The 18,404-nt window shown below is 68.4% G+C and carries 21 protein-coding genes and 1 tRNA gene; 6 read left to right on the top strand and 16 right to left on the bottom strand.

The window, feature by feature from the left end; genetic code table 11:
- Positions 1–15: 15 nt before the first annotated feature.
- Complete coding sequence (locus HL658_RS20455; RefSeq protein ID WP_180284464.1) at positions 16–1,203, bottom strand: hypothetical protein; 1,188 nt, start codon at positions 1,201–1,203, stop codon at positions 16–18.
- 86 nt (positions 1,204–1,289) lie between these two features.
- Here HL658_RS20455 and HL658_RS20460 point away from each other — a divergent pair, with 86 nt between their 5' ends.
- Positions 1,290–2,411, top strand: coding sequence for a succinylglutamate desuccinylase/aspartoacylase family protein (locus tag HL658_RS20460; RefSeq protein ID WP_180284465.1), 1,122 nt, complete (start codon positions 1,290–1,292; stop codon positions 2,409–2,411).
- 12 nt (positions 2,412–2,423) lie between these two features.
- On the opposite strand, the gene HL658_RS20465 is transcribed toward HL658_RS20460, so the two are convergent.
- Entirely contained in the window at positions 2,424–2,894 is a 471-nt protein-coding gene (locus HL658_RS20465; RefSeq protein WP_180284634.1) for a hypothetical protein, read from the bottom strand.
- Between the two features lie 85 nt (positions 2,895–2,979).
- Complete coding sequence (locus HL658_RS20470) at positions 2,980–3,804, bottom strand: TSUP family transporter (RefSeq protein ID WP_180284466.1); 825 nt, start codon at positions 3,802–3,804, stop codon at positions 2,980–2,982.
- Positions 3,805–4,063: 259 nt separating this feature from the next.
- Here HL658_RS20470 and hutG point away from each other — a divergent pair, with 259 nt between their 5' ends.
- Positions 4,064–4,888, top strand: coding sequence for an N-formylglutamate deformylase (gene hutG, locus HL658_RS20475; RefSeq protein ID WP_180284467.1), 825 nt, complete (start codon positions 4,064–4,066; stop codon positions 4,886–4,888).
- Between the two features lie 11 nt (positions 4,889–4,899).
- Here the strand turns inward: hutG and HL658_RS20480 are convergent, their stop codons facing one another.
- The 12 genes from HL658_RS20480 to HL658_RS20535 form a co-directional block, all read right to left on the bottom strand.
- Positions 4,900–5,310, bottom strand: a complete 411-nt coding sequence (locus HL658_RS20480; protein ID WP_180284468.1) for a bacteriohemerythrin — start codon at positions 5,308–5,310, stop codon at positions 4,900–4,902.
- Between the two features lie 136 nt (positions 5,311–5,446).
- On the bottom strand, positions 5,447–6,220 hold the full coding sequence (fabI, locus tag HL658_RS20485; RefSeq protein ID WP_180284469.1) for an enoyl-ACP reductase FabI: 774 nt from the start codon (positions 6,218–6,220) through the stop codon (positions 5,447–5,449).
- Positions 6,221–6,456: 236 nt separating this feature from the next.
- Positions 6,457–6,846, bottom strand: coding sequence for a YgaP family membrane protein (locus HL658_RS20490; RefSeq protein WP_180284470.1), 390 nt, complete (start codon positions 6,844–6,846; stop codon positions 6,457–6,459).
- A gap of 34 nt (positions 6,847–6,880) precedes the next feature.
- A complete protein-coding gene (locus HL658_RS20495) occupies positions 6,881–7,741 on the bottom strand; it encodes a PRC-barrel domain-containing protein (RefSeq protein ID WP_180284471.1) in 861 nt (286 codons plus the stop codon).
- 89 nt (positions 7,742–7,830) lie between these two features.
- Entirely contained in the window at positions 7,831–8,469 is a 639-nt protein-coding gene (gene ureG / locus HL658_RS20500) for an urease accessory protein UreG (protein ID WP_180284472.1), read from the bottom strand.
- On the bottom strand, positions 8,466–9,188 hold the full coding sequence (locus HL658_RS20505) for an urease accessory protein UreF (RefSeq protein ID WP_180284635.1): 723 nt from the start codon (positions 9,186–9,188) through the stop codon (positions 8,466–8,468). The genes ureG and HL658_RS20505 overlap by 4 nt, the downstream gene beginning before the upstream one ends.
- Entirely contained in the window at positions 9,163–9,696 is a 534-nt protein-coding gene (locus tag HL658_RS20510) for an urease accessory protein UreE (protein ID WP_180284473.1), read from the bottom strand. The genes HL658_RS20505 and HL658_RS20510 overlap by 26 nt, the downstream gene beginning before the upstream one ends.
- On the bottom strand, positions 9,689–10,546 hold the full coding sequence (locus tag HL658_RS20515; protein ID WP_196242327.1) for a glutamate racemase: 858 nt from the start codon (positions 10,544–10,546) through the stop codon (positions 9,689–9,691). The genes HL658_RS20510 and HL658_RS20515 overlap by 8 nt, the downstream gene beginning before the upstream one ends.
- 11 nt (positions 10,547–10,557) lie before the next feature.
- On the bottom strand, positions 10,558–12,267 hold the full coding sequence (gene ureC, locus HL658_RS20520) for an urease subunit alpha (RefSeq protein ID WP_180284474.1): 1,710 nt from the start codon (positions 12,265–12,267) through the stop codon (positions 10,558–10,560).
- 31 nt (positions 12,268–12,298) lie between these two features.
- A complete protein-coding gene (locus tag HL658_RS20525) occupies positions 12,299–12,604 on the bottom strand; it encodes an urease subunit beta (protein WP_180284475.1) in 306 nt (101 codons plus the stop codon).
- 11 nt (positions 12,605–12,615) lie between these two features.
- Positions 12,616–12,918 (bottom strand): urease subunit gamma, encoded by a 303-nt coding sequence (locus tag HL658_RS20530; protein WP_180284476.1) that lies wholly within the window; start codon positions 12,916–12,918, stop codon positions 12,616–12,618.
- 193 nt (positions 12,919–13,111) lie between these two features.
- Positions 13,112–13,186, bottom strand: a tRNA-Val gene (locus HL658_RS20535).
- A 147-nt stretch (positions 13,187–13,333) separates the two neighbouring features.
- Between HL658_RS20535 and HL658_RS20540 the strand changes: the two genes are divergently transcribed.
- Complete coding sequence (locus HL658_RS20540; protein ID WP_180284477.1) at positions 13,334–14,149, top strand: DUF3108 domain-containing protein; 816 nt, start codon at positions 13,334–13,336, stop codon at positions 14,147–14,149.
- 9 nt (positions 14,150–14,158) lie between these two features.
- On the opposite strand, the gene HL658_RS20545 is transcribed toward HL658_RS20540, so the two are convergent.
- Positions 14,159–15,286 (bottom strand): BMP family ABC transporter substrate-binding protein, encoded by a 1,128-nt coding sequence (locus HL658_RS20545; RefSeq protein ID WP_180284478.1) that lies wholly within the window; start codon positions 15,284–15,286, stop codon positions 14,159–14,161.
- 168 nt (positions 15,287–15,454) lie between these two features.
- Here HL658_RS20545 and HL658_RS20550 point away from each other — a divergent pair, with 168 nt between their 5' ends.
- From HL658_RS20550 to HL658_RS20560, 3 genes are all read left to right on the top strand, one after another.
- The gene (locus HL658_RS20550; protein ID WP_180284479.1) at positions 15,455–16,096 is read left to right on the top strand and encodes an EF-hand domain-containing protein; all 642 of its coding nucleotides are present in this window, start codon (positions 15,455–15,457) and stop codon (positions 16,094–16,096) included.
- A 202-nt stretch (positions 16,097–16,298) separates the two neighbouring features.
- Positions 16,299–17,483 carry an O-antigen ligase family protein gene (locus tag HL658_RS20555; protein ID WP_180284480.1) on the top strand — a complete coding sequence of 395 codons (1,185 nt, stop codon included), beginning with the start codon at positions 16,299–16,301 and terminating at the stop codon, positions 17,481–17,483.
- Entirely contained in the window at positions 17,480–18,397 is a 918-nt protein-coding gene (locus tag HL658_RS20560; protein WP_180284481.1) for a glycosyltransferase family 9 protein, read from the top strand. The genes HL658_RS20555 and HL658_RS20560 overlap by 4 nt, the downstream gene beginning before the upstream one ends.
- Positions 18,398–18,404: the final 7 nt, after the last annotated feature.

Here is an 18,404-nt window from a genome sequence, read left to right on the forward strand (position 1 = left end):
CATTGGTATTCCATTTCAACGCGCCGCTGGCCCAGCGTTGCGGCAGCCAGCCGCGGCAACCACTGCCAGCAGCAATCCGGTATCCAGGTACTTGAAGCTGGTGTGCAGGCCGAAGGGGACCAGCAGTGGCGGGAGGCACACCAGGGCCAACACCGGATCGTTGCGCAGCAGCCGCCACGCCAACCACGCCATGGCGCCCGCCCAGCCGGCAAAAGCGGCGAGCCCCAGCACACCGGTCTTCAGCAGGACGTAGGTCAGGAAGGTGTGGCTGTAGGAAACCCGCCACTCCCCGACCGCCGGGTTCGCCAGCAGGGCACCCCAGCCCTCGCCGAAGAGAAGGGACGGAAGGGAGGCGGAAACCACCCGCAGCACCGCCTCCGCTTCCTCCACACGGGCGTTTGCACCGGCGAGCCGTGTCTTCTCGATCAGACGGTCCAAGGTGCCGACGGCAACCTCGTGGAACGCCACGAGCAACGCGCACGCCAGGAGAACGAGGACGGCGGACACCCGCGGTGCCCGCGCCGCCTGGATCGAACAGATCGCCAGCAGCGCCACCATCGCAATGCCCAACGCCAATCTGTGGGCCGCACCGGCGAGCGCGGTCAGGCAGACCGCACCGGCCAAGCCGGCCGCGATGGCTACGGCCCAGCTTGCCGCCCCTCCCCGGCCGGCAAGCCGCAACGACAATGCCGGAAGGCCGATGGCGGCGACCAGCACCGCTGGCGCATTCAGTAGGTAGGTTCGACCATCGCCGAGCGTTCGTTCCCCAAAGGCTCCGAACTCCCACCCCTGCTGCCGCCACCAACGCAGCGCGAACAACAGCCCGGCCAACATCAGAGCACCGCACAGTGCCTCGGCCGCTCCGTCGCCTTCGCGCGAGAGGATCGGCACCAGAAGCAGCGGCAGGAACAGGAAGAACAGCGGCACCACATCGCGCAGGATGTCCGTCGGCTCCCAGCCCTGCCAGACGCCGCGCAACAGCGGCACCCATGTCAGCCACAGCAGCGCCAGCGTTCCCGCCATCGCCCATGCAGGGCCATCGCGGAAGCCGCTGCCGGCCGCCGCCAACAATGGCTGCCGCAACCCGACGGCCACCAGCAGCAGCACCGCGATGCCGAGCTCGATCCAACGCAGGGACGGCGGGGCCGGTGCCCCCAGCGCGCCATACAGCCCGACGGCTCCGCACAGCGCGCCGATCCGCATGCGGTCGATCGTGACAGGACTGGGCGTTAAGGTCGCCATGCCCATATGGTAGCGGCCGACAGGCCAAAGCAGCGAGGGATTCCGCCATGCCGCACACGGTTCAGGAGATTGCCCTCCCCTCAGATCGCACAGGCACTCGCCGAGCCTTGACCGTCCATCGCTTCGGTACTCCGGGAGCACGACCGAAAGCCTATGTTCAGGGTGGGCTTCATGCTGACGAGATCCCCGGCATGATCGTTGCCAGTCGCCTGATCGGCATGTTGGAAACGGCGAATGTCACGGGCGAGATCGTGGTGGTGCCGCTCTGCAACCCGATCGGTCTGGCTCAGTCCGTCTCCAGCTCCGCCATCGGACGGTATGCCCTGCCGAGCGGGGAAAACTTCAACCGGGGATTCGCCGCTCTGGCGGACGGTGCGGCCGAACGGCTGCAGGGCCGAATCGGCCATGATCCGCAAGCCAATGTCGTAGCGGTGCGCGCCGCCCTGGCCGCCGCCCACGCGGCGCGGACTCCGGTCTCGGAACTCGCGGCGTTGCGCCATGCCCTGCTCGGCCTTGCTCTGGACGCCGACATCGTGCTGGACCTTCATTGCGACATGGAGGCGGTCGTCCACGTATACACCGGCGATGCGCTGTGGCCGGACGCCGCCGATCTGGCGGCCGAGATCGGAGCGCGGGCCGTGCTCCTGGCCAGCGACTCGGGCGGCGATCCGTTCGATGAGGCGTGCTCGGCGCCCTGGTGGCGCTTGGCCGAGCGCTTCTCGGGCGATGGTCCGATCCCACCCGCCTGTCTTGCGGCAACCGTGGAGCTTCGTGGCAAAGCCGACGTCTCGGACGCGTTGGCACGCGCCGACGCCGAAGCGCTGATCCGTTTCCTTGCCCGCCGCGGGGTGGTACAGGCGCCCGTTGCCGATCCGCCCGCCCCGTTGTGCGAGGCCACGCCACTGGCGGCGTTGGAGCGGATCACCGCCCCCGTTCCCGGCATCATCCTGTTTCACGCGCAGCCCGGCGCACAGCTCCGCACCGGGGATCCGGTGGCCGACATCGCCGATCCTACCGACCCTGCATCCCGCCGGTCGCTGCACGCCGGCACGGATGGTCTGCTGATGGCGCGCAGCAATCTGCGATTCGCCGGTGTCGGCGACCTGATCGCCAGCATCGCCGGCACGGTTCCGCAAGCGGAATCGGACCGCGGGCTGCTGTTCGATTGAACGGACGGAGGCTCAACCGAGCGCGATATCCGCCCTGTCCAGGCGATAGAACAGCCCCTCGAAAGGTTTCAGCCTGAGGATGCCCGTGACGACGACCGGTTCGCGGTGGGCTGCCACGGCCTCGCGGGACTGGACCTGGACCATGGTGGCCGGTTGCGGGCTCTGGCAGGCCGAGCAGGAAACCGGGTTGGCGCACAGGATAAAGCGGCTGTGCACCGCTCCTTCGGACAGGGGGGCCAGGAAACCGCGGAGCGTCACCGTCCTGCCGTCGAGCGCCAGGACGAGTTCCGGAAAAGCGGGTTCCGATGCCGGTCCAACGAAGCGGGTTTGCGCAAGATCGCGCCACAGCGCGGTGGTCTCGTCGAGCGGCAAGTGGAACGGGCCGACGGGGTGCGGTGGCTCCTGCGCCCCCGACGCCCAGACCGCCCAACCAGCGACGGGAATTACGGCAAGCGGGGCCAGGAACTGTCTGCGAGTGGTCATGGCGTCCTCCCGGATGGCCAAGCATAGCTCCGCCTGGCTCAAGACGTCCTTCTTCTTATCCGGAGATTGTCGCCGGGCCGGCGGCTCACGTCAACAGCCCATAGAACATCCGCGCCGAGGTGATGCCCAAGAACAGTGCGAAGGCCCGCCGCAACATGCGGGGGTTGATCGTGTGGGCCATGCGCGCACCCAGCGGCGCCGTCAGCATGCTTGTGGGTGCGACCAACAGCAGACCGAGAAGGCTGACATAGCCGAGGGAAAAGGGTGGCAGGTCCTCCGCCCTCAAGCCACCGATCACGAAGCCGATCGCTCCCGGCACCGCGATGATCAGGCCGAGCGCAGACGACGTCGCCACCGCGCGCCGGATCGGATAGTTGCACAGCACCAGGGTCGGCACGGTCAGCGTGCCGCCACCGATCCCCATCATCGACGAGAACATGCCGATGAAGCCGGCGATCAGGTTCTTCAGCCACCCCGTCGGCGGGTGATCGGACAACCGCAAGTTCTCCGTGGTGAATGCCATGTGCACGGCTACCGCCAGCGCTACCGTGGCGAACACTCCGGTCAGCACGGCGCCGCGCACAACGCCAGCCAGTATGGTGCCCACGACCACGCCCAGCGCCACCGCCCAAGCCCAGCGCTTCAGCAGATCCTTGTCCACGGCGTCGCGTTTCAGGTGTGAGCGGATCGAGGAGATCGAGGTCGGGATGATGGACGCGAGCGAGGTGCCGACCGCCAGATGCATCTTCACGTCGCCATCCACGCCGACGACTCCGAACAGGTGGAACAACACGGGCACAATGACGATGCCGCCGCCGACCCCCAGCAATCCCGCCAGGACACCGGCGCACAGCCCGGCGAAAAGGAGAACAGCGGCCAGCAGGCCCAGCGAGACGGGATCGAAGGTCACAGGTGCACTTCCGGTGAAACAATGGGGCGGCTTTCGCACTGCGGCAGCCGGCAAACGCCCTTTCTATAGCCGCATTGGATTCCGTATACCATAGGAACCGACGGGGCGGCTGCCATGCACAGCCCCTGATGGCGGCGATGCCGTGGGCCGGTGACGATTTGACAAATCTGTAACAATGTTTGCATCACCGGGTTCGGATCGCCATAGTCCATGCGCATGCTGCGGCGCACCCGCCCCGCGCCGCCCGTTGGAGTGACGCATGGACACCTTCCGATTCCAACCCGGCGAGACTCCGGTCCTTCTCAGCATTCCGCATGTGGGAACCGAGATTCCGCCGGACATTGCTGCCACGATGACCGACGACGCGCGTGCCGTTCCCGACACGGACTGGCATCTCGACCGCCTCTACCACTTCGCGCCAGCGCACGGGGTCGGCTTCCTGAAGGCGGTGCAGTCGCGCTATGTGGCGGACCTCAATCGGAATCCCGCTGGCACGGCGCTTTACCCGGGGGCTGACAACACGGAGATCTGCCCCACCCGGACCTTCGACCAGGCGCCGGTCTACAAGCCGGGAATGGAACCCGACGCGGCCGAGGTGGAGCGGCGGGTGGAGGTCTACTGGCGCCCCTATCACGACCAACTCGCGCGGGAATTGCGGGCTTTGCGCGACCGATTCGGGGTCGCGGTGCTGTTCGATGCCCATTCCATCCGATCGGAGGTACCGCGTTTCTTCCAAGGGCGCCTGCCGGACTTCAATCTCGGCACCGGCGACGGCGCCACCGCGTCCCCCGCCCTGGTCGGGCGTCTGATGAACGTCGTGGAGGCGATGGACACGCACAGCCATGTGCTGAACGGTCGCTTCAAGGGTGGCTTCATCACCCGGCATTACGGCCATCCGGACGAGAACATCCACGCCGTGCAACTCGAGCTGAGCCAAGTCACCTACATGGACGAGTCGCCGCCCTACGGGTTCCGCCCCGATCTGGCGCAACAGGTGCGGCCGGCACTGGAGCGGCTGGTGGCCGTGCTCGTGGAATGGGCTTGGCAGAATGGCAGCAGCCGCCGACGCCCCGTCTTTGGCTGACGGGTACCGGGTTAAAGCCAGACACCGCGGACGTAGGGGGTGAGCTGGGTGTCTTCCATGATGATGTGACGGACCAGCCAATCGGCGGTGAACGAATAGATGTGCTCGCCGCTGGCGCGTGACGGATTCTTCGTGAACTCCTGCGACAACGCGGCGATCTTGGACACACACTCCCGGTGCTGGCGGATGTGCTCCTCCAGCCGTGGGTAGTGCGCCATGCGCATCAGCTTCTCCTCCCGCCCGAAATGCTCCTTCGTGTACTCGAGCAACTTGACGAGGATCTTCGCGACACGCGACGGCAGGTAGACCTGCGCGTTCAGCGCGGTGTCGAGCTGGTTCAGGTATTCGATGAGGTGCTTGTGGTCCTCATCGATAGCGGGCTGGCCGACGCTCAGCTGCCGCCTCCAGGTTATGACGCCCATGGCGCCTCCGGCCTTCCTTATCGGCCGGGATTATGAAGCGGCTTTCGTTTGCAAAGAATGACCACGAGGGTTGGAGGGCGATTTGACGCAGCTTCGACCGGGAGTGGGTGTTGCCCCACTCCCGGCCGCACCCGCATCAACCCATGATATTGTACCCGGCGTCGATGTACACGCAGGAGCCGGTCAGGGCCTTGGCCGCGTCCGACGCCAGGAAGCCGGAGTAGGCACCCACGTCATCCACCGAGACCAGACGGTGCTGCGGCGCGCGCTCGGCGGTGCGCTCCATCAGCTCGTCGAAATGGTCGATGCCCGAGGCCGCGCGCGTCGCCAGCGGTCCCGGCGACAAGGTGTGCACGCGGATGCCTTTGGGCGCCAGCTCGTAGGCCATGTAACGGGTGACGCTTTCCAGCGCCGCCTTGACCGGGCCCATCAGGTTGTAATGCTCGACGACCTTGTCGGCACCGTAAAAGCTGACCGTCTGCAGGCATCCACCGTCCGTCATCAGCGGTTCAGCCAGTTTGGCGGTGCGAATGAAGGAATGGCAGGACACGTCCATCGCCAGCATGAAGCCGTCGCGGGTGGAATCCACCACGCGCCCGTGCAGATCATCCTTCGGCGCAAAGGCAATGGAATGCAGCACGAAATCCAATTTGCCCCAGCGTTCCTTGATGGTGGCGAACACGCGCTCCAGGTCGCCCTCGACCCGCACGTCCAGAGGCAGGAAGAGACCGGCGCCCAGGTCTTCGGCGATCGGACGGACGTGCGGCTCGGCCTTGGCGTTCAGGTAGGTGACCGCGAGGTCCGCCGCCCCCATGTCCTTGTAGGCGCGCGCGCAGCCGTAGGCGATGCTGCTCTTGTTGGCAATGCCGATGACAAGCCCGCGCTTGCCTTCCAGGGAGATCAGAGACATGACGGAAGCCCTCTTGGATACTTAGCTGCGATGCAGCATAATGCCTATCCGATAGAGGTGCAACGTCTGGATGGTGTAATAAAATAGACATTATGCGGCGTTGTATGCTCACGCCCGTCACTTTGACTTCCGCATTGACGTGAATCAATTGACGTCGTCGCTGGAAACCTTGATCGGACACGTCGGGCATGCGGCTGAAACCGGGCTTTCTCCGCCCGGCTTCGCTTTGCGGACGGTCAGTGTGCGACGCCCGGTGTGAAGGAGGGAGGATCACTCGCGGGGAAGGATTCCTGCGATGCCTCGTCCACCAGATCCTTCTCATCCGGCTGGCTGTAAATGTCGCCGGGATGGCGGGAATAGGGATCTCGCCCCGAGTCCACATCCTGGTTCGGCACGGCGGCACCGTTGCCGCTCCAGTCCTCCACCATCCCCTTCACCGGACAATAGCCGGTAAGGCCACGGGCCACCAACGCCCCGCCGACCAGCGCCATCGCGGCACCCGCGACGGAGGGGCGGCGCATACCCAGCACGGCCAGGACACCGCCGCCGACCAACGACGCCAGCCGCTCGGTATGACCGACATTGATCATGCGGTCGAAATCATGTTTGAACAGGGACTGCCCCATGGTTGCCCTCTCCCTCTTTCGGTCCTATCGGCGTTCACGGATTGCCCGACTGCGGCGCCGCTTGCGGCTGAGGAGAATCGCCGGAGTTGCCGGCGGCCCCGGGAACCGGCGGCGCGCCCGACCCGCCGGACGCGCGCATCCGCATCAACTCCTCGTTCAACCGCGACACCTCCGCCTTCAGGCGCTCGATCTCCTGCGCATCCCCGGCGGTCTGGCTCCCGGCTCCACTCGAAACGAGAGCGCCCAGCACGGCACTGCTCTCCAACCAGGGCGGCACAACCCCATAATAGGTGTGCAGCGCCTGCGCCCATTGGCGGTCGGCCATGTTGGGGCGGTTGTCACGAGCGAATTGGGGTGCCGCGGTCAGCCGTTCCTTCGCCACATTCAGGACGAAGGCGTCCCCGTCCGGTGCCGGCCGCACCAAAGACCATGGAACCGGGAAATATCGCTCGCCGAGGCCAAGGAAGCCCCCCAGCTCGACGACGGCGTAGACGATCTGCCCACGGACCGGATCGACGATCAATTCGCCGATCTCGCCCAACTCCTCACCCTGCGGATTGCGCAGTTTCCGGTCGTCGAACTCATCGGCGGGCAGAACGCGCGGACTCTCGACCGCCTGCACCACGGCGATGGAATCGTTCAGCACCGCGGCGCAGGCTTGCGGCGTCCCGTTCTTTGCCACCATCTCGAGCGCGCGCCGGTGGGCGTCCAGCGCTTCCAGCTCCGCACGGCTGGCTGGTGGTGACAGGTTCCCGCGCACCGCCTCGATCCGGCGGTCGAGCCCGGCGAGCTGCTGGTCGCACGGCGGCGGCGACTGTGCCGCCACCGGTGCGGCGCCCAGGCCGGCCGACAAGACAGCACCCAGGAGGAGGCCGCGGAAGGACGTGATGGTCATGCGTGCGGGCTCCGGCGTGGTTCGCTCTCACGTCGTAGAACAGCACGGTCAAGACGGAGGTTCCGCACCCCTTTTGGGAGTCGGTGGCCTCAGCCCGGCAGCGGCAACCCGCCCCTCTCCACGATGAAGCGGATCACATCGTCCAGCCCCTGGCCGGCCTTGATGTTGGTGAACAGGAAGGGCCGTTCGCCGCGCATCTTCTTCGAATCGCGGTCCATCACCTCCAGGCTGGCGCCGACCAGCGGGGCGAGGTCGATCTTGTTGATCACCAGCAGGTCCGAGCGGGTGATGCCCGGCCCGCCCTTGCGCGGGATCTTGTCGCCCGCCGACACGTCGATGACGTAGATGGTGATGTCCGCCAGTTCCGGCGAGAAGGTGGCGGCCAGGTTGTCGCCGCCCGATTCGATGAAGATCAGATCCAGATCCGGGAAGCGGATGTTCATCTGCTCCACGGCGGCGAGGTTGATCGACGCGTCCTCGCGGATCGCCGTGTGCGGACAGCCGCCGGTCTCCACCCCCATGATGCGCGCCGGGTCGAGCGCGCCGGAGCGGGTCAGGAACTCCGCATCCTCCTTGGTGTAGATGTCGTTGGTGATCGCCGCGACCTCCCAACCTTCCCGCATGCGCTTGCACAGCGCATCGACCAGCGCGGTCTTGCCGGACCCGACCGGCCCGCCGACGCCGACGCGCAAGGGGCCGGCATGGCTCTTCTCGATGGGGGAGGTCATGAGCGGAACAGCCTCGTGTACTGGGTTTCGTGGATCATGGACGTCCAATCGACCATCGCGGAGCGGCCGCCGAGATCGTCGATGGGGGTGAGCAGCGCAACCTCGGCCGCATGGTGGACCAGCGGGTCGAGCGCGGCCAGCGCCTTCTGCCCGTCGGTCTGGCCCAGCGGCACCAGCCGCACCCCAGCGGAAACGAGGTTGGCGACGAACGCGTGCAGGAAGGCCGCCAACGCCGGCCACACGCCAACACCGGCAAGCGCCGCCGCCATCGCCACCCCCACCGCGTAGGCCGGTGGTCGTCCCGTGCCGGCGATCACGCCGCGCCAACGCTCCAGCCCATCCAGCGGCCATGCGTTGCGGATGGTGGTCAGGAAGGCCTGCCCCTGCGCCCGGCTTTCCAGCGCCATCTCGGAGGAGACGCGCAGCACGTCGGCCCGCTCCACCGCCCAGGCGAAGCCAGCCTCGTCCCCGGCCAGCACGGCGGCATGGGCGTGGGCGAACAGCATGGCGTCGGTGCGCCCGGCCCCATGCTCCAGCACACCGCCGATCCAGCGGATCAGCGTGGCGCGGTCGCGCACGAACCCCTGCTCCACCGCCGCCTCGATGCCGTGGCTGTAGGAGAAGGCGCCGACCGGGAAGGACGGCGACAGCCAGGCGAGAAGAAGGGTGAGGTGCTCCACATCCCCGCTCGGCTCATCCATGCGAATGCCCGTGGTCATGGCTGTGCCCATGATCGTGGCTGTGACCATGCTCATGCGAATGCCCCTGCGCGGAGCCATGCCCGGCGTACGCCCCGCCCTCCGGCTGGAACGGCGCCCGGATGGCGTGTACGTGCGCGCCCAGCCCGCGCAGCATGTCCTCGATCACATGATCGCGGCGGATGCGTACGGTCTCCCCCACCACCTGCACCGGCAGGTGCCGGTTGCCCAGGTGCCAGGCGACGCGGCCGAAATGCTCCATGCCGTGGCAATGCACCTCGGCCAGATCCTCGTCCGCGGCCACCACACGCAGATAGGTGCCGTCCGGCAGCTCCAGCCCGTCGCCGTCATCCAGCGCCACCGCGCGCGGCAGGTCGAGCAGGAAGGCACCACCGGCGTCGTCCGCCATCATCATGCGCCGCCGGTGGCGGTCGTCGAAGGCCAGCGTCACGGTGCCGGCCTGCCGGTCGGCCGGCCAGTGATCGCGGGCGTGCACGCGGGTGGCGCGGCGGGAAAGATCGTCAGCCATGGGTGATCCGTTGAAAAGGCGTGGTCCCGCCGAAGAAGCGGCCGGCCAGCGCACCGACCCGCTCCGCGTCGCCGGTGGTCAGGAAGCGCAGCGGCGCCGGATGAGTGTGCAGCTCCGGCGCGTAGTCCGGATGCCGCTCCAGGTAATGCTCCAGGCTGCGCGCGGTCAGCGCCGGCTGGTCGAAGATCTCGGCACCCGCCGGCAGCGCCTCGGCAAAGAGATGGGCGACCAGCGGGTAATGCGTGCAGCCCAGCACGAAGGCGTCGGGCACGCCATCCGCCCGCTCCAGCATCTCGGCCACATAGCCGCGCACGACGGGGCCAAGCACGGCGTCCGGCGCCCCCTCCTCGATCAGCGGCACCAGCTCGGGGCAGGCCTGTTGCACCACCCGCACATGCGGCGCCCGCTTGCCGATCTCCCGCGGGAAGGAGCCGGAGCTGACGGTCGGCACGGTGGCGAAGACGCCGACCGTGCGCGGCTCGTGCATGCGGTCCACCGGCGGCTCCTGCACCATCCAGGGCACCCGCGTGATCGCCTCCACCATCGGCACCAGCACCCCCAGCACGTTGCGGCCGGGGTAGGCGTGCGGCAGCCATTCCTGTTGCAACCGGCGCAACGCCACCGCGGCGGCGGTGTTGCAGGCCACCACCACCAGCCGGCAGCCCTGCGCGAACAACGCCTCCACCCCCGCCCGCGTCAGCCCGTGGATGTCCTCGTTGCTGCGCCGGCCATAGGGGGCGTGGGCGTGGTCGCCGAGGAAGACGAAGGGCCGTCGCGGCTGGGCATCGACAAGCGCGCGCAGCACCGTCAGCCCGCCGTGGCCGGAATCGAACACACCGATGGAAGACAACAGACCAGACCTCAGAACAGGAAATACCGCTGCGCCATGGGCAGCACCGCCGCCGGCTCGCAGGTCAGCAACTGCCCGTCGGCGCGCACCTCGTAGGTTTCCGGATCGACCTCGATCACCGGGGTGTAGTCGTTCAGCACCATTTGCTTCTTGCCGACGGCGCGCACGTTCTTCACCGGCATCAGCAGGCGGGAGAGGCCGAGCGTACGCCCCACCTCCAGCTCCATCGCCTTCTGGCTGACGAAGGTGACGCTCGACGCCTGGAGCGCACGGCCGTACGCGCCGAACATCGGGCGGTAATGCACGGGCTGCGGCGTGGGGATGGAGGCGTTGGGATCGCCCATCAGCGCCGCCGCGATGGTGCCGCACTTCAACACCATGTCCGGCTTCACCCCGAAGAAGGCCGGGCTCCACACCACCAGATCGGCCAGCTTGCCGACCTCCAGAGATCCCACCGCGTGAGCGATGCCGTGGGAGAGCGCCGGGTTGATGGTGTATTTGGCGATGTAGCGGCGGACGCGGAAGTTGTCGTTGTCCCCCGTCTCCTCCGGCAGCCGGCCGCGCTGGACCTTCATCTTGTGGGCGGTCTGCCAAGTCCGGATGATCACCTCGCCCAGCCGGCCCATGGCCTGGCTGTCGGAACTGATCATGGAGAAGGCGCCGAGGTCGTGCAGGATGTCCTCAGCCGCGATGGTCTCGCGGCGGATTCGGCTTTCGGCGAAGGCGACGTCCTCGGGGATGCGCGGGCTCAGGTGGTGGCAGACCATGAGCATGTCGAGATGCTCGTCCACCGTGTTCACCGTGAAGGGCCGCGTCGGGTTGGTCGAGCTGGGCAGCACGTTGGCCAGCCCGGCCAGCTTGATGATGTCCGGCGCGTGGCCGCCGCCCGCCCCTTCCGTGTGGAAGGCGTGAATGTTGCGGCCCTTGAAGGCGGCGACCGTGTCCTCGACGAAGCCCGACTCGTTCAGCGTGTCGGTGTGGATGGCGACCTGGATGTCCATGTCCTCGGCGATCGACAGGCAAGTGTCGATGGCCGACGGCGTGGTCCCCCAGTCCTCGTGCAGCTTCAGGCCGCAGGCCCCGGCGGCGATCTGCTCCGCCAGCGGCCCCGGCTGGCTGGCGTTGCCCTTGCCGAAGAAGCCGAGGTTGATCGGGATGCCCTCCGCCGCCTGGAGCATGCGCGCCATGTGCCATGGCCCCGGCGTGCAGGTGGTGGCCGAGGTACCGGCCGCCGGGCCGGTGCCGCCGCCCAGCATGGTGGTGACGCCGCTGTACAGCGCCTCGTCCACCTGCTGCGGGCAGATGAAATGGATGTGCGCGTCGATGCCGCCCGCGGTGACGATCTTGCCCTCGCCGGCGATCACCTCGGTGCCGGGGCCGACGACGATGTCCACGCCGGGCTGGACGTCCGGATTGCCGGCCTTGCCGATGCCGGCGATCTTGCCGTCGCGGATGCCGATGTCGGCTTTGACGATGCCCCAATGGTCGATGATCAGCGCGTTGGTGATCACCGTGTCCACGGCCCCGCCGGCGCGGCTGATCTGGCTCTGACCCATGCCGTCACGGATCACCTTACCGCCGCCGAACTTCACCTCGTCGCCATAGACGGTGTGGTCCTGCTCGACCTCGATGATCAGGTCGGTGTCGGCCAGCCGCACACGGTCGCCCACGGTGGGGCCGTAGAGGGCCGCGTATTCGGCCCGGTCGATGCGATGCGCCATGGTCCCCCTCCTCGTTCTCTGCACCGGCCCGTCAGAGGGGGCCGTCGACCTTGCCGTTGAAGCCCTGCACCACCCGCGCGCCGGCGTAGGCGACGAGGCGGACGCTGCGCGTCTGCCCCGGCTCGAAGCGCACGGCGGTGCCGGCCGGAATGTCCAGCCGGAAGCCGCGCGCCTTCTCGCGGTCGAAGCTGAGCGCCCCGTTGGTCTCGTAGAAATGATAGTGGGAGCCGACCTGGATGGGGCGGTCGCCGCTGTTCGCGACCTCCAGCTCCACCGTCTCGCGGCCGGCGTTCAGCTCGATCTCGCCCGCGGCGGGCAGGATTTCACCGGGAATCATGGGCGTCACCCTCAGCGGATCGGTTGATGGACGGTGACGAGCTTGGTGCCGTCGGGGAAGGTGGCCTCCACCTGGATCTCATGGATCATCTCGGCCACGCCATCCATCACCTGGGCTCGGGTGATCACCGTGGCGCCGTCGCGCATCAACTCGGCGACCGTGCGCCCGTCGCGGGCCCCTTCCACCACGAAGTCGGTGATGAGCGCCACCGCTTCCGGGTGATTCAGCTTCACGCCGCGCTCCAACCGCCGCCGCGCCACCACCGCCGCCATGGCGACCAGCAGCTTGTCCTTCTCCCGCGGTGTCAGATTCATACGACCCACCCCCTGCCCTGTCTTTCCGGGCGATTATGCCACGTTGCGATGCGGCGTGAAGGGGGCAGCAGCAGGTAAGATCGGCAGCCGACCTGAAAAAACGAAACCGCCCTGGAAAAGTATTCCAAAGCGCTTGCCATGATCGATGGTTGGGGATGTTATCGCCACGATGCACGGAAACGTGCTGAAAAGATGGTGGGCGCGACAGGGATTGAACCTGTGACCCCTCCCGTGTGAAGGGAGTGCTCTCCCGCTGAGCTACGCGCCCGCTCCGTCGCGGTGGAGCGGTCTTTTAAGGGGCGGATCGCAGGGTGTCAAGCGGCGTTTGCGCACCATATTGCATTTCATTCCCGGACCGGTTCCGGGCGGCGTCCATCGCTGACAAGAGGGTCGGATGAAGCTTGCGATTCCAGCCATGGCACTGGCCGCATCACTGCTGGTGGGCATCGCGCCGACCCATGCGGCCGACGGGGTGCGCCTTCTGTATCGCGTGCATGTTGGCGGGATCGCAGTGCTGGACGCGTCGGCGGACGTGGCGGTCGCGCCAGGGCGCTACACCGTGACGGTCCAAGCGGCGACGGACGGCCTGATCGGCCGGTTTGCGGCATGGCGCACCCAGTCGACCGTTGCCGGCGCGCTCGCCGGCACGTCGGCGACGCCGGAGAGTTTCCGGGCGTCAAGCCTGTGGCGCGGAGAACCTCGCAGCGTGCGCATCGATTACGGCCCTGGTGGCGTCCTGTCCGCGGTGGCCGATCCGCCCGCGGACGGGGTGGAGCGCGATCCGGTCCCGGCGGACCTTCAGAGGGGCACGCTGGATCCGCTCTCCGCCGTGGTCGCCACCATGCTCGGCGTCCGCAGCGATGGCACCTGCGGGCGCAGTCTTCCGGTGTTCGATGGCCGTCATCGTTACGACCTCAGTTTCGTGCCCTTCGGCGGCCGGACACTGGAGCGGACGCGCTACTCCGTCTTCGCAGGCGACACCCTGCACTGCCGCGCCTCGTACCGGTCCATCGCCGGGCAGTGGAAGAACCGCAGTTCCGGCTGGTTCCGCCCGAGTGCCGACGATGCGGAGCGCCCCCCGGTTGACGTCTTCATCGCGCCAGTGCGCGAGGGCGTGCCCCCCGTTCCGGTGCGCGTGGAGATGGACAGTCCCTTCGGCAGCGTCGTTGCGCATCTGGTGGAGGTTGCCGGCCTGCCCTCACCGCCGGCCGCGGATGGCGGCGGCCCCTGACATTGCCGTTCAGCGTGCAAGCTCGCTCACACCCTCGGCCAGCCAGGTGAGCGCGCCCAGCGCTGGATCGTCGGTCGCCAGCACCTTGCCCTTCGGCACCACGACGCGCCCGGCATTGTCGAGGATCGGCCCGCGGAACACGGCGGCGTTGCCGTTCGCAAGCTGGAAGCGCGCGGCTTCCGCATGGGCACGAGCCTCGGCCGAAACCGCGGGTCCGAAGGATCCGCAGCGAACCAGACCGGCACCCAGCCCACCGCGCAACGTCCGTGGCCATGGATTTCCGCCACGCAGGGCCTGAACGAACATCATATCCGCCCGCGCCCAGTCCCACTCCGCCCCGGTCAGATAACCGGTTGGCGCCAGGGCGGACAGATCGGTGTGCAGGCCGCAGCAGAAGGCGCCGGCCTCCTCGGCCACCACGCAGAGCGGACGCACGGTGGGCAGATGCCCGGCCAGCGTGTCGGCACCCGCCGCCAACAGTGCACGGCCGGCGTCCGCAGCCTCCGCCTCGCCCGCGCCGGGTTCCAGAAATGCGACGCGCAAGGTCGCGCCCGGATCGGCCCGGCGGGCACCGAGTGCGAGAGCGTTGAGGCTGCGCAACACGCCCGGCCCCCGTCCGGCACCGACAAATCCCAGCCGCTTGCTGCGGCTGACATAACCGGCGACCAGGCCGGCCACATGCTGCGCTTCGTCGATGAAGGCACTGCAGAGCGCCACATTGGCCGGAAGCCGGTCCCCCATGGACACCCCGCCGAACAGCACGAAGAGCGTGTCCGGCGTCTCCATCGCTCCGGCGAGCAGTGCCGGCATCGACAGGTCGGGCGCGGTCACGAAAACGATGCGGCATTCGTCCTTGGCGGCAAGTCGGCCGGCGACGGCGTCGAACCCGCCACCCTCCGCCTCCCGCTCCAGCACCTGAACGCCGGGCAAGGCCGCGATCGAACGGATGGCAAGAGCATGCGACTGGTTGTAGCCGCCATCATCGCGCGATCCGGCATACACCACCCCGACTCGTAGGTCGCCACTGCCCGCGGCGGCAGCCCGCGCGAATCCGACCGGCGCTCCGGCGGTCGTCACGAACGCCGCTGCACCGAGGCCGGCCAGAACGGCGCGGCGGTCGCAGCCCGTGCCCATCATGGTGGTCGCCTCCCGTCCACCTTCGGACTATCGCCCAAGGGCGGCGCGAGCGCGACAGCGAATTCGTGCGTATGGGGCGCGACCGGATGCCCCGCCCGTGAACAACCGTGCACCCTGCGGTGTTTGCATGGTGTCAGGAAACCAGTTCCGATCTCAGGAGGATCGACCATGCGAACCGCAACGCTCTCCAGCCTGGCGCTCGCCGCCCTCATGGCGGCCACCAGCGCGCCGGCCATCGCGCAGAGCGGCTACACCAACACCGAGCAGCTCCGTCGCGAAGCGCAGCGCAGCTTCTCGTCGTTGGACCGCAACCGCGACGGCTGGCTCTCCGACACCGAGATGTCATCCTATGGCGGCACCTCCGCCTCGATGATGGACGGCGACGGCGATGGTCGCGTCTCCCGGCAGGAATTCATCGAGACGCACCGGCAGTTCAGCGCGGCCAACCCGACCGCCCCGGTCGACCGTGCGGCCCCGCCGCAGACCATCGTCCATTCGCCCGGCAGCGCGATGTCCGGCACCACCGGCACCGGCATGGGCACCAACCCCGCCATGGGCGGCACCGACATGCGGAGTGGCGCCGCGGCCCAGACCGTACCCGGCACGCCGGGATACACCTACACCACACGCAGCGCACCGGCCGGCGACGACCGCAGCATGAGCCGAGGCGGCGGGCAGACCGGGCCGAGTGCCGCCACGACGATCGAGCCGGGCACCACCGTCCGCCCCGGAACCTCGTTCGACCGGATGGACCTGAACGGTGACGGAATCGTCAGCCGCAGCGAGTACGAAATGCATATGCGGCAGTAACCCCCAGGCGCCGGGACCGGACAGCGCCCGCCACCCGTCGGGTGCGTCCGTCTCCCGTCGTTGAATTCCCTCCAGGGTCCTGATAAGCAGCGGGCGGACCCGGACGCAGCGCCGGCCATTCACGGTTTCCGGTCGGACGGCCCCGCCCCCCATGATAGCTCCGTCATCGCGCCGCCAACGGTCGGACGACCTCATCGGCCGGATGTGCGCCACGCTGGCCGCGATCGGCTGCGGGTCGCTCGGGCCTGTCGCGGCGCTGGCACCGCGCGGGCTGCCGGTGTGGGCGATCGTCATGACGGTGATTGCGGCGGCCGGTCTCCGGCACAGCGGAGCGGGCGGCATGCGTCGTGGCGTGAGCGTGCAAACCGTCACGGTCGGTGGCTTGTTGCTGCTGGCCTGCGTCAGCACCCTCTGGAGCCCGTCCTCCCGCGCCGTCGCCACGGTCGTGGAACTCGGGTACATCGCGCTTGGCGCCGCGGTCATTGGCCGCTGGGCGACCGCGCTCGATGCGCAGGAAGCAGACCGTGCCATTGGCTGGCTTCTCTCTGGCCTGGCGGCCGGCACTCTCGTCTTCAGCGTCGAGGCCGCGTTCGACCACCCTCTGCACCGGTGGTGGAACACCGTGCCCGATGACCTGGATATGGACATGACCAACGTCCCCAAGCGGACGGCGGCCGTGTTGAGCCTTCTGGCCTGGGCCGGGGGGCTGGCGCTGCATCGGCGCGTCGGTGGCTGGGCAGGCCCGGCGCTGCTGGTTGTCTGCACCGCGGGGTCCATGCTGTTGAGCAGTCGGTCGGCCACGCTGGGACTGGTGGCGGGGCTCGCCGCCTTCGGGCTGGCCACCCTGTCCCCGTTGTGGTCGCGGCGCGCCGTCGGCGGTGTGCTCATCGCCGGTTTCGTGCTCGCGGTGCCTCTGGGTCTGGCCGCCGGTCAAACGCTGGACGCGGGCTATGCGGACTGGCTTTTCCCCTCCGCCCGCCATCGATTGGAAATCTGGGGCCACGCCGCGTGGAGGGTGCTGGAGGCGCCGTTGTTCGGCCACGGCATCGACGCGTCGCGTGCCCTCCGGCCGGAAGCCGGGGAATGGTCACGGTTCGGCACCCTGACCGACAGCCTGCTGCCGTTGCACCCGCACAACGGCTTCCTCCAGGTTTGGCTCGAACTCGGGCTGGCGGGGTCGACGCTGGTGGTGGTCGCGTCCTTGCTGATGCTGTCCGCCACGCGGCGGTTGGGAACCGAGGCGCAGCCCTACGCCCTCGGCCTCTTTGCTGCCGGGCTGGCCATGGCGAACACCGCTTACGGGCTCTGGCAGGCTTGGTGGATGGCCGGATACCTCGCCGCCGGAACCATGCTGCTGGCGGCGCAGTGCGCCGGGAACCGGCGATGAGCCGCCGCATCCTCGTCATCAAGCTGGGGGCGCTGGGCGACTTCTTCCTGGCGCAGACCGCCTTCCAGGCCATCCGCGCCCACCACCGCGGCGACCGGTTGAGCCTGCTCACCATTCCATCCCTGGCCCCGCTCGCCCGGCGCAGCGGCCTGTTCGACGAGGTGCTGGAGGACCCGCGTGGCCGCTCCCCCCTGGCCTACCTCGCAGTGCGGCGGCTGTTGCGCGCCGGACGTTTCGACCGCGTCTACGATCTCCAGGGACAGACGCGGACGGAGCGGTACTTCTGGCTGATCGCTCCCGGCCCGTGGCCGGAGTGGTCGGGACCGGCGCGCGGGGCCAGCCACTCCGACCGTTATCCAGGCCGCAAGTCCATGCCGGCGGTCGAGCGGCACTCACGCCAGCTCCGCGCATTCGGGATCGAGCTGCCACCCGACCCCGACCTTTCCTGGCTCGACGGCGAGGCTGGCCTCGGACCCATCGAACCCTATGCCATGCTGATTCCCGGCTCCGCGCCGCATCGTCCCGAAAAGCGCTGGCCCGCGGAGCGTTACGGCGCCCTGGCACGACTTCTGCTGACGGAGGGGCTTCGCCCGGTCATCGCCGGGGGCAAGGCGGAGATGCCGCTGGCGGCCGCCATCCATGCGGTGTGTCCGGAGGCAGCGGACCTCACCGGACGCACCGACCTGTTCGGTCTGGCGGCCCTGGCGCGTCGCGCTGCGGTGGCGGTCGGCAACGACACCGGCCCGACCCACATGGCGGCCGCCCTCGGCACCCCAACCCTGGCGCTCTTCGTCGACCAGCCCACCCCGATCCAGGTGACCGGGCCGCACGTGCTGGTCCACCATCGCCCCGACTTCGCCACCATGACCGCGGAAGGGGTGATGGACGACCTGCGACGCCTGCGCGCGTCGTGACCCGGCG

Origin of the sequence: Azospirillum oleiclasticum, assembly GCF_013423485.1 — a bacterium.
Taxonomy (GTDB): Bacteria; Pseudomonadota; Alphaproteobacteria; order Azospirillales; family Azospirillaceae; genus Azospirillum; species Azospirillum oleiclasticum.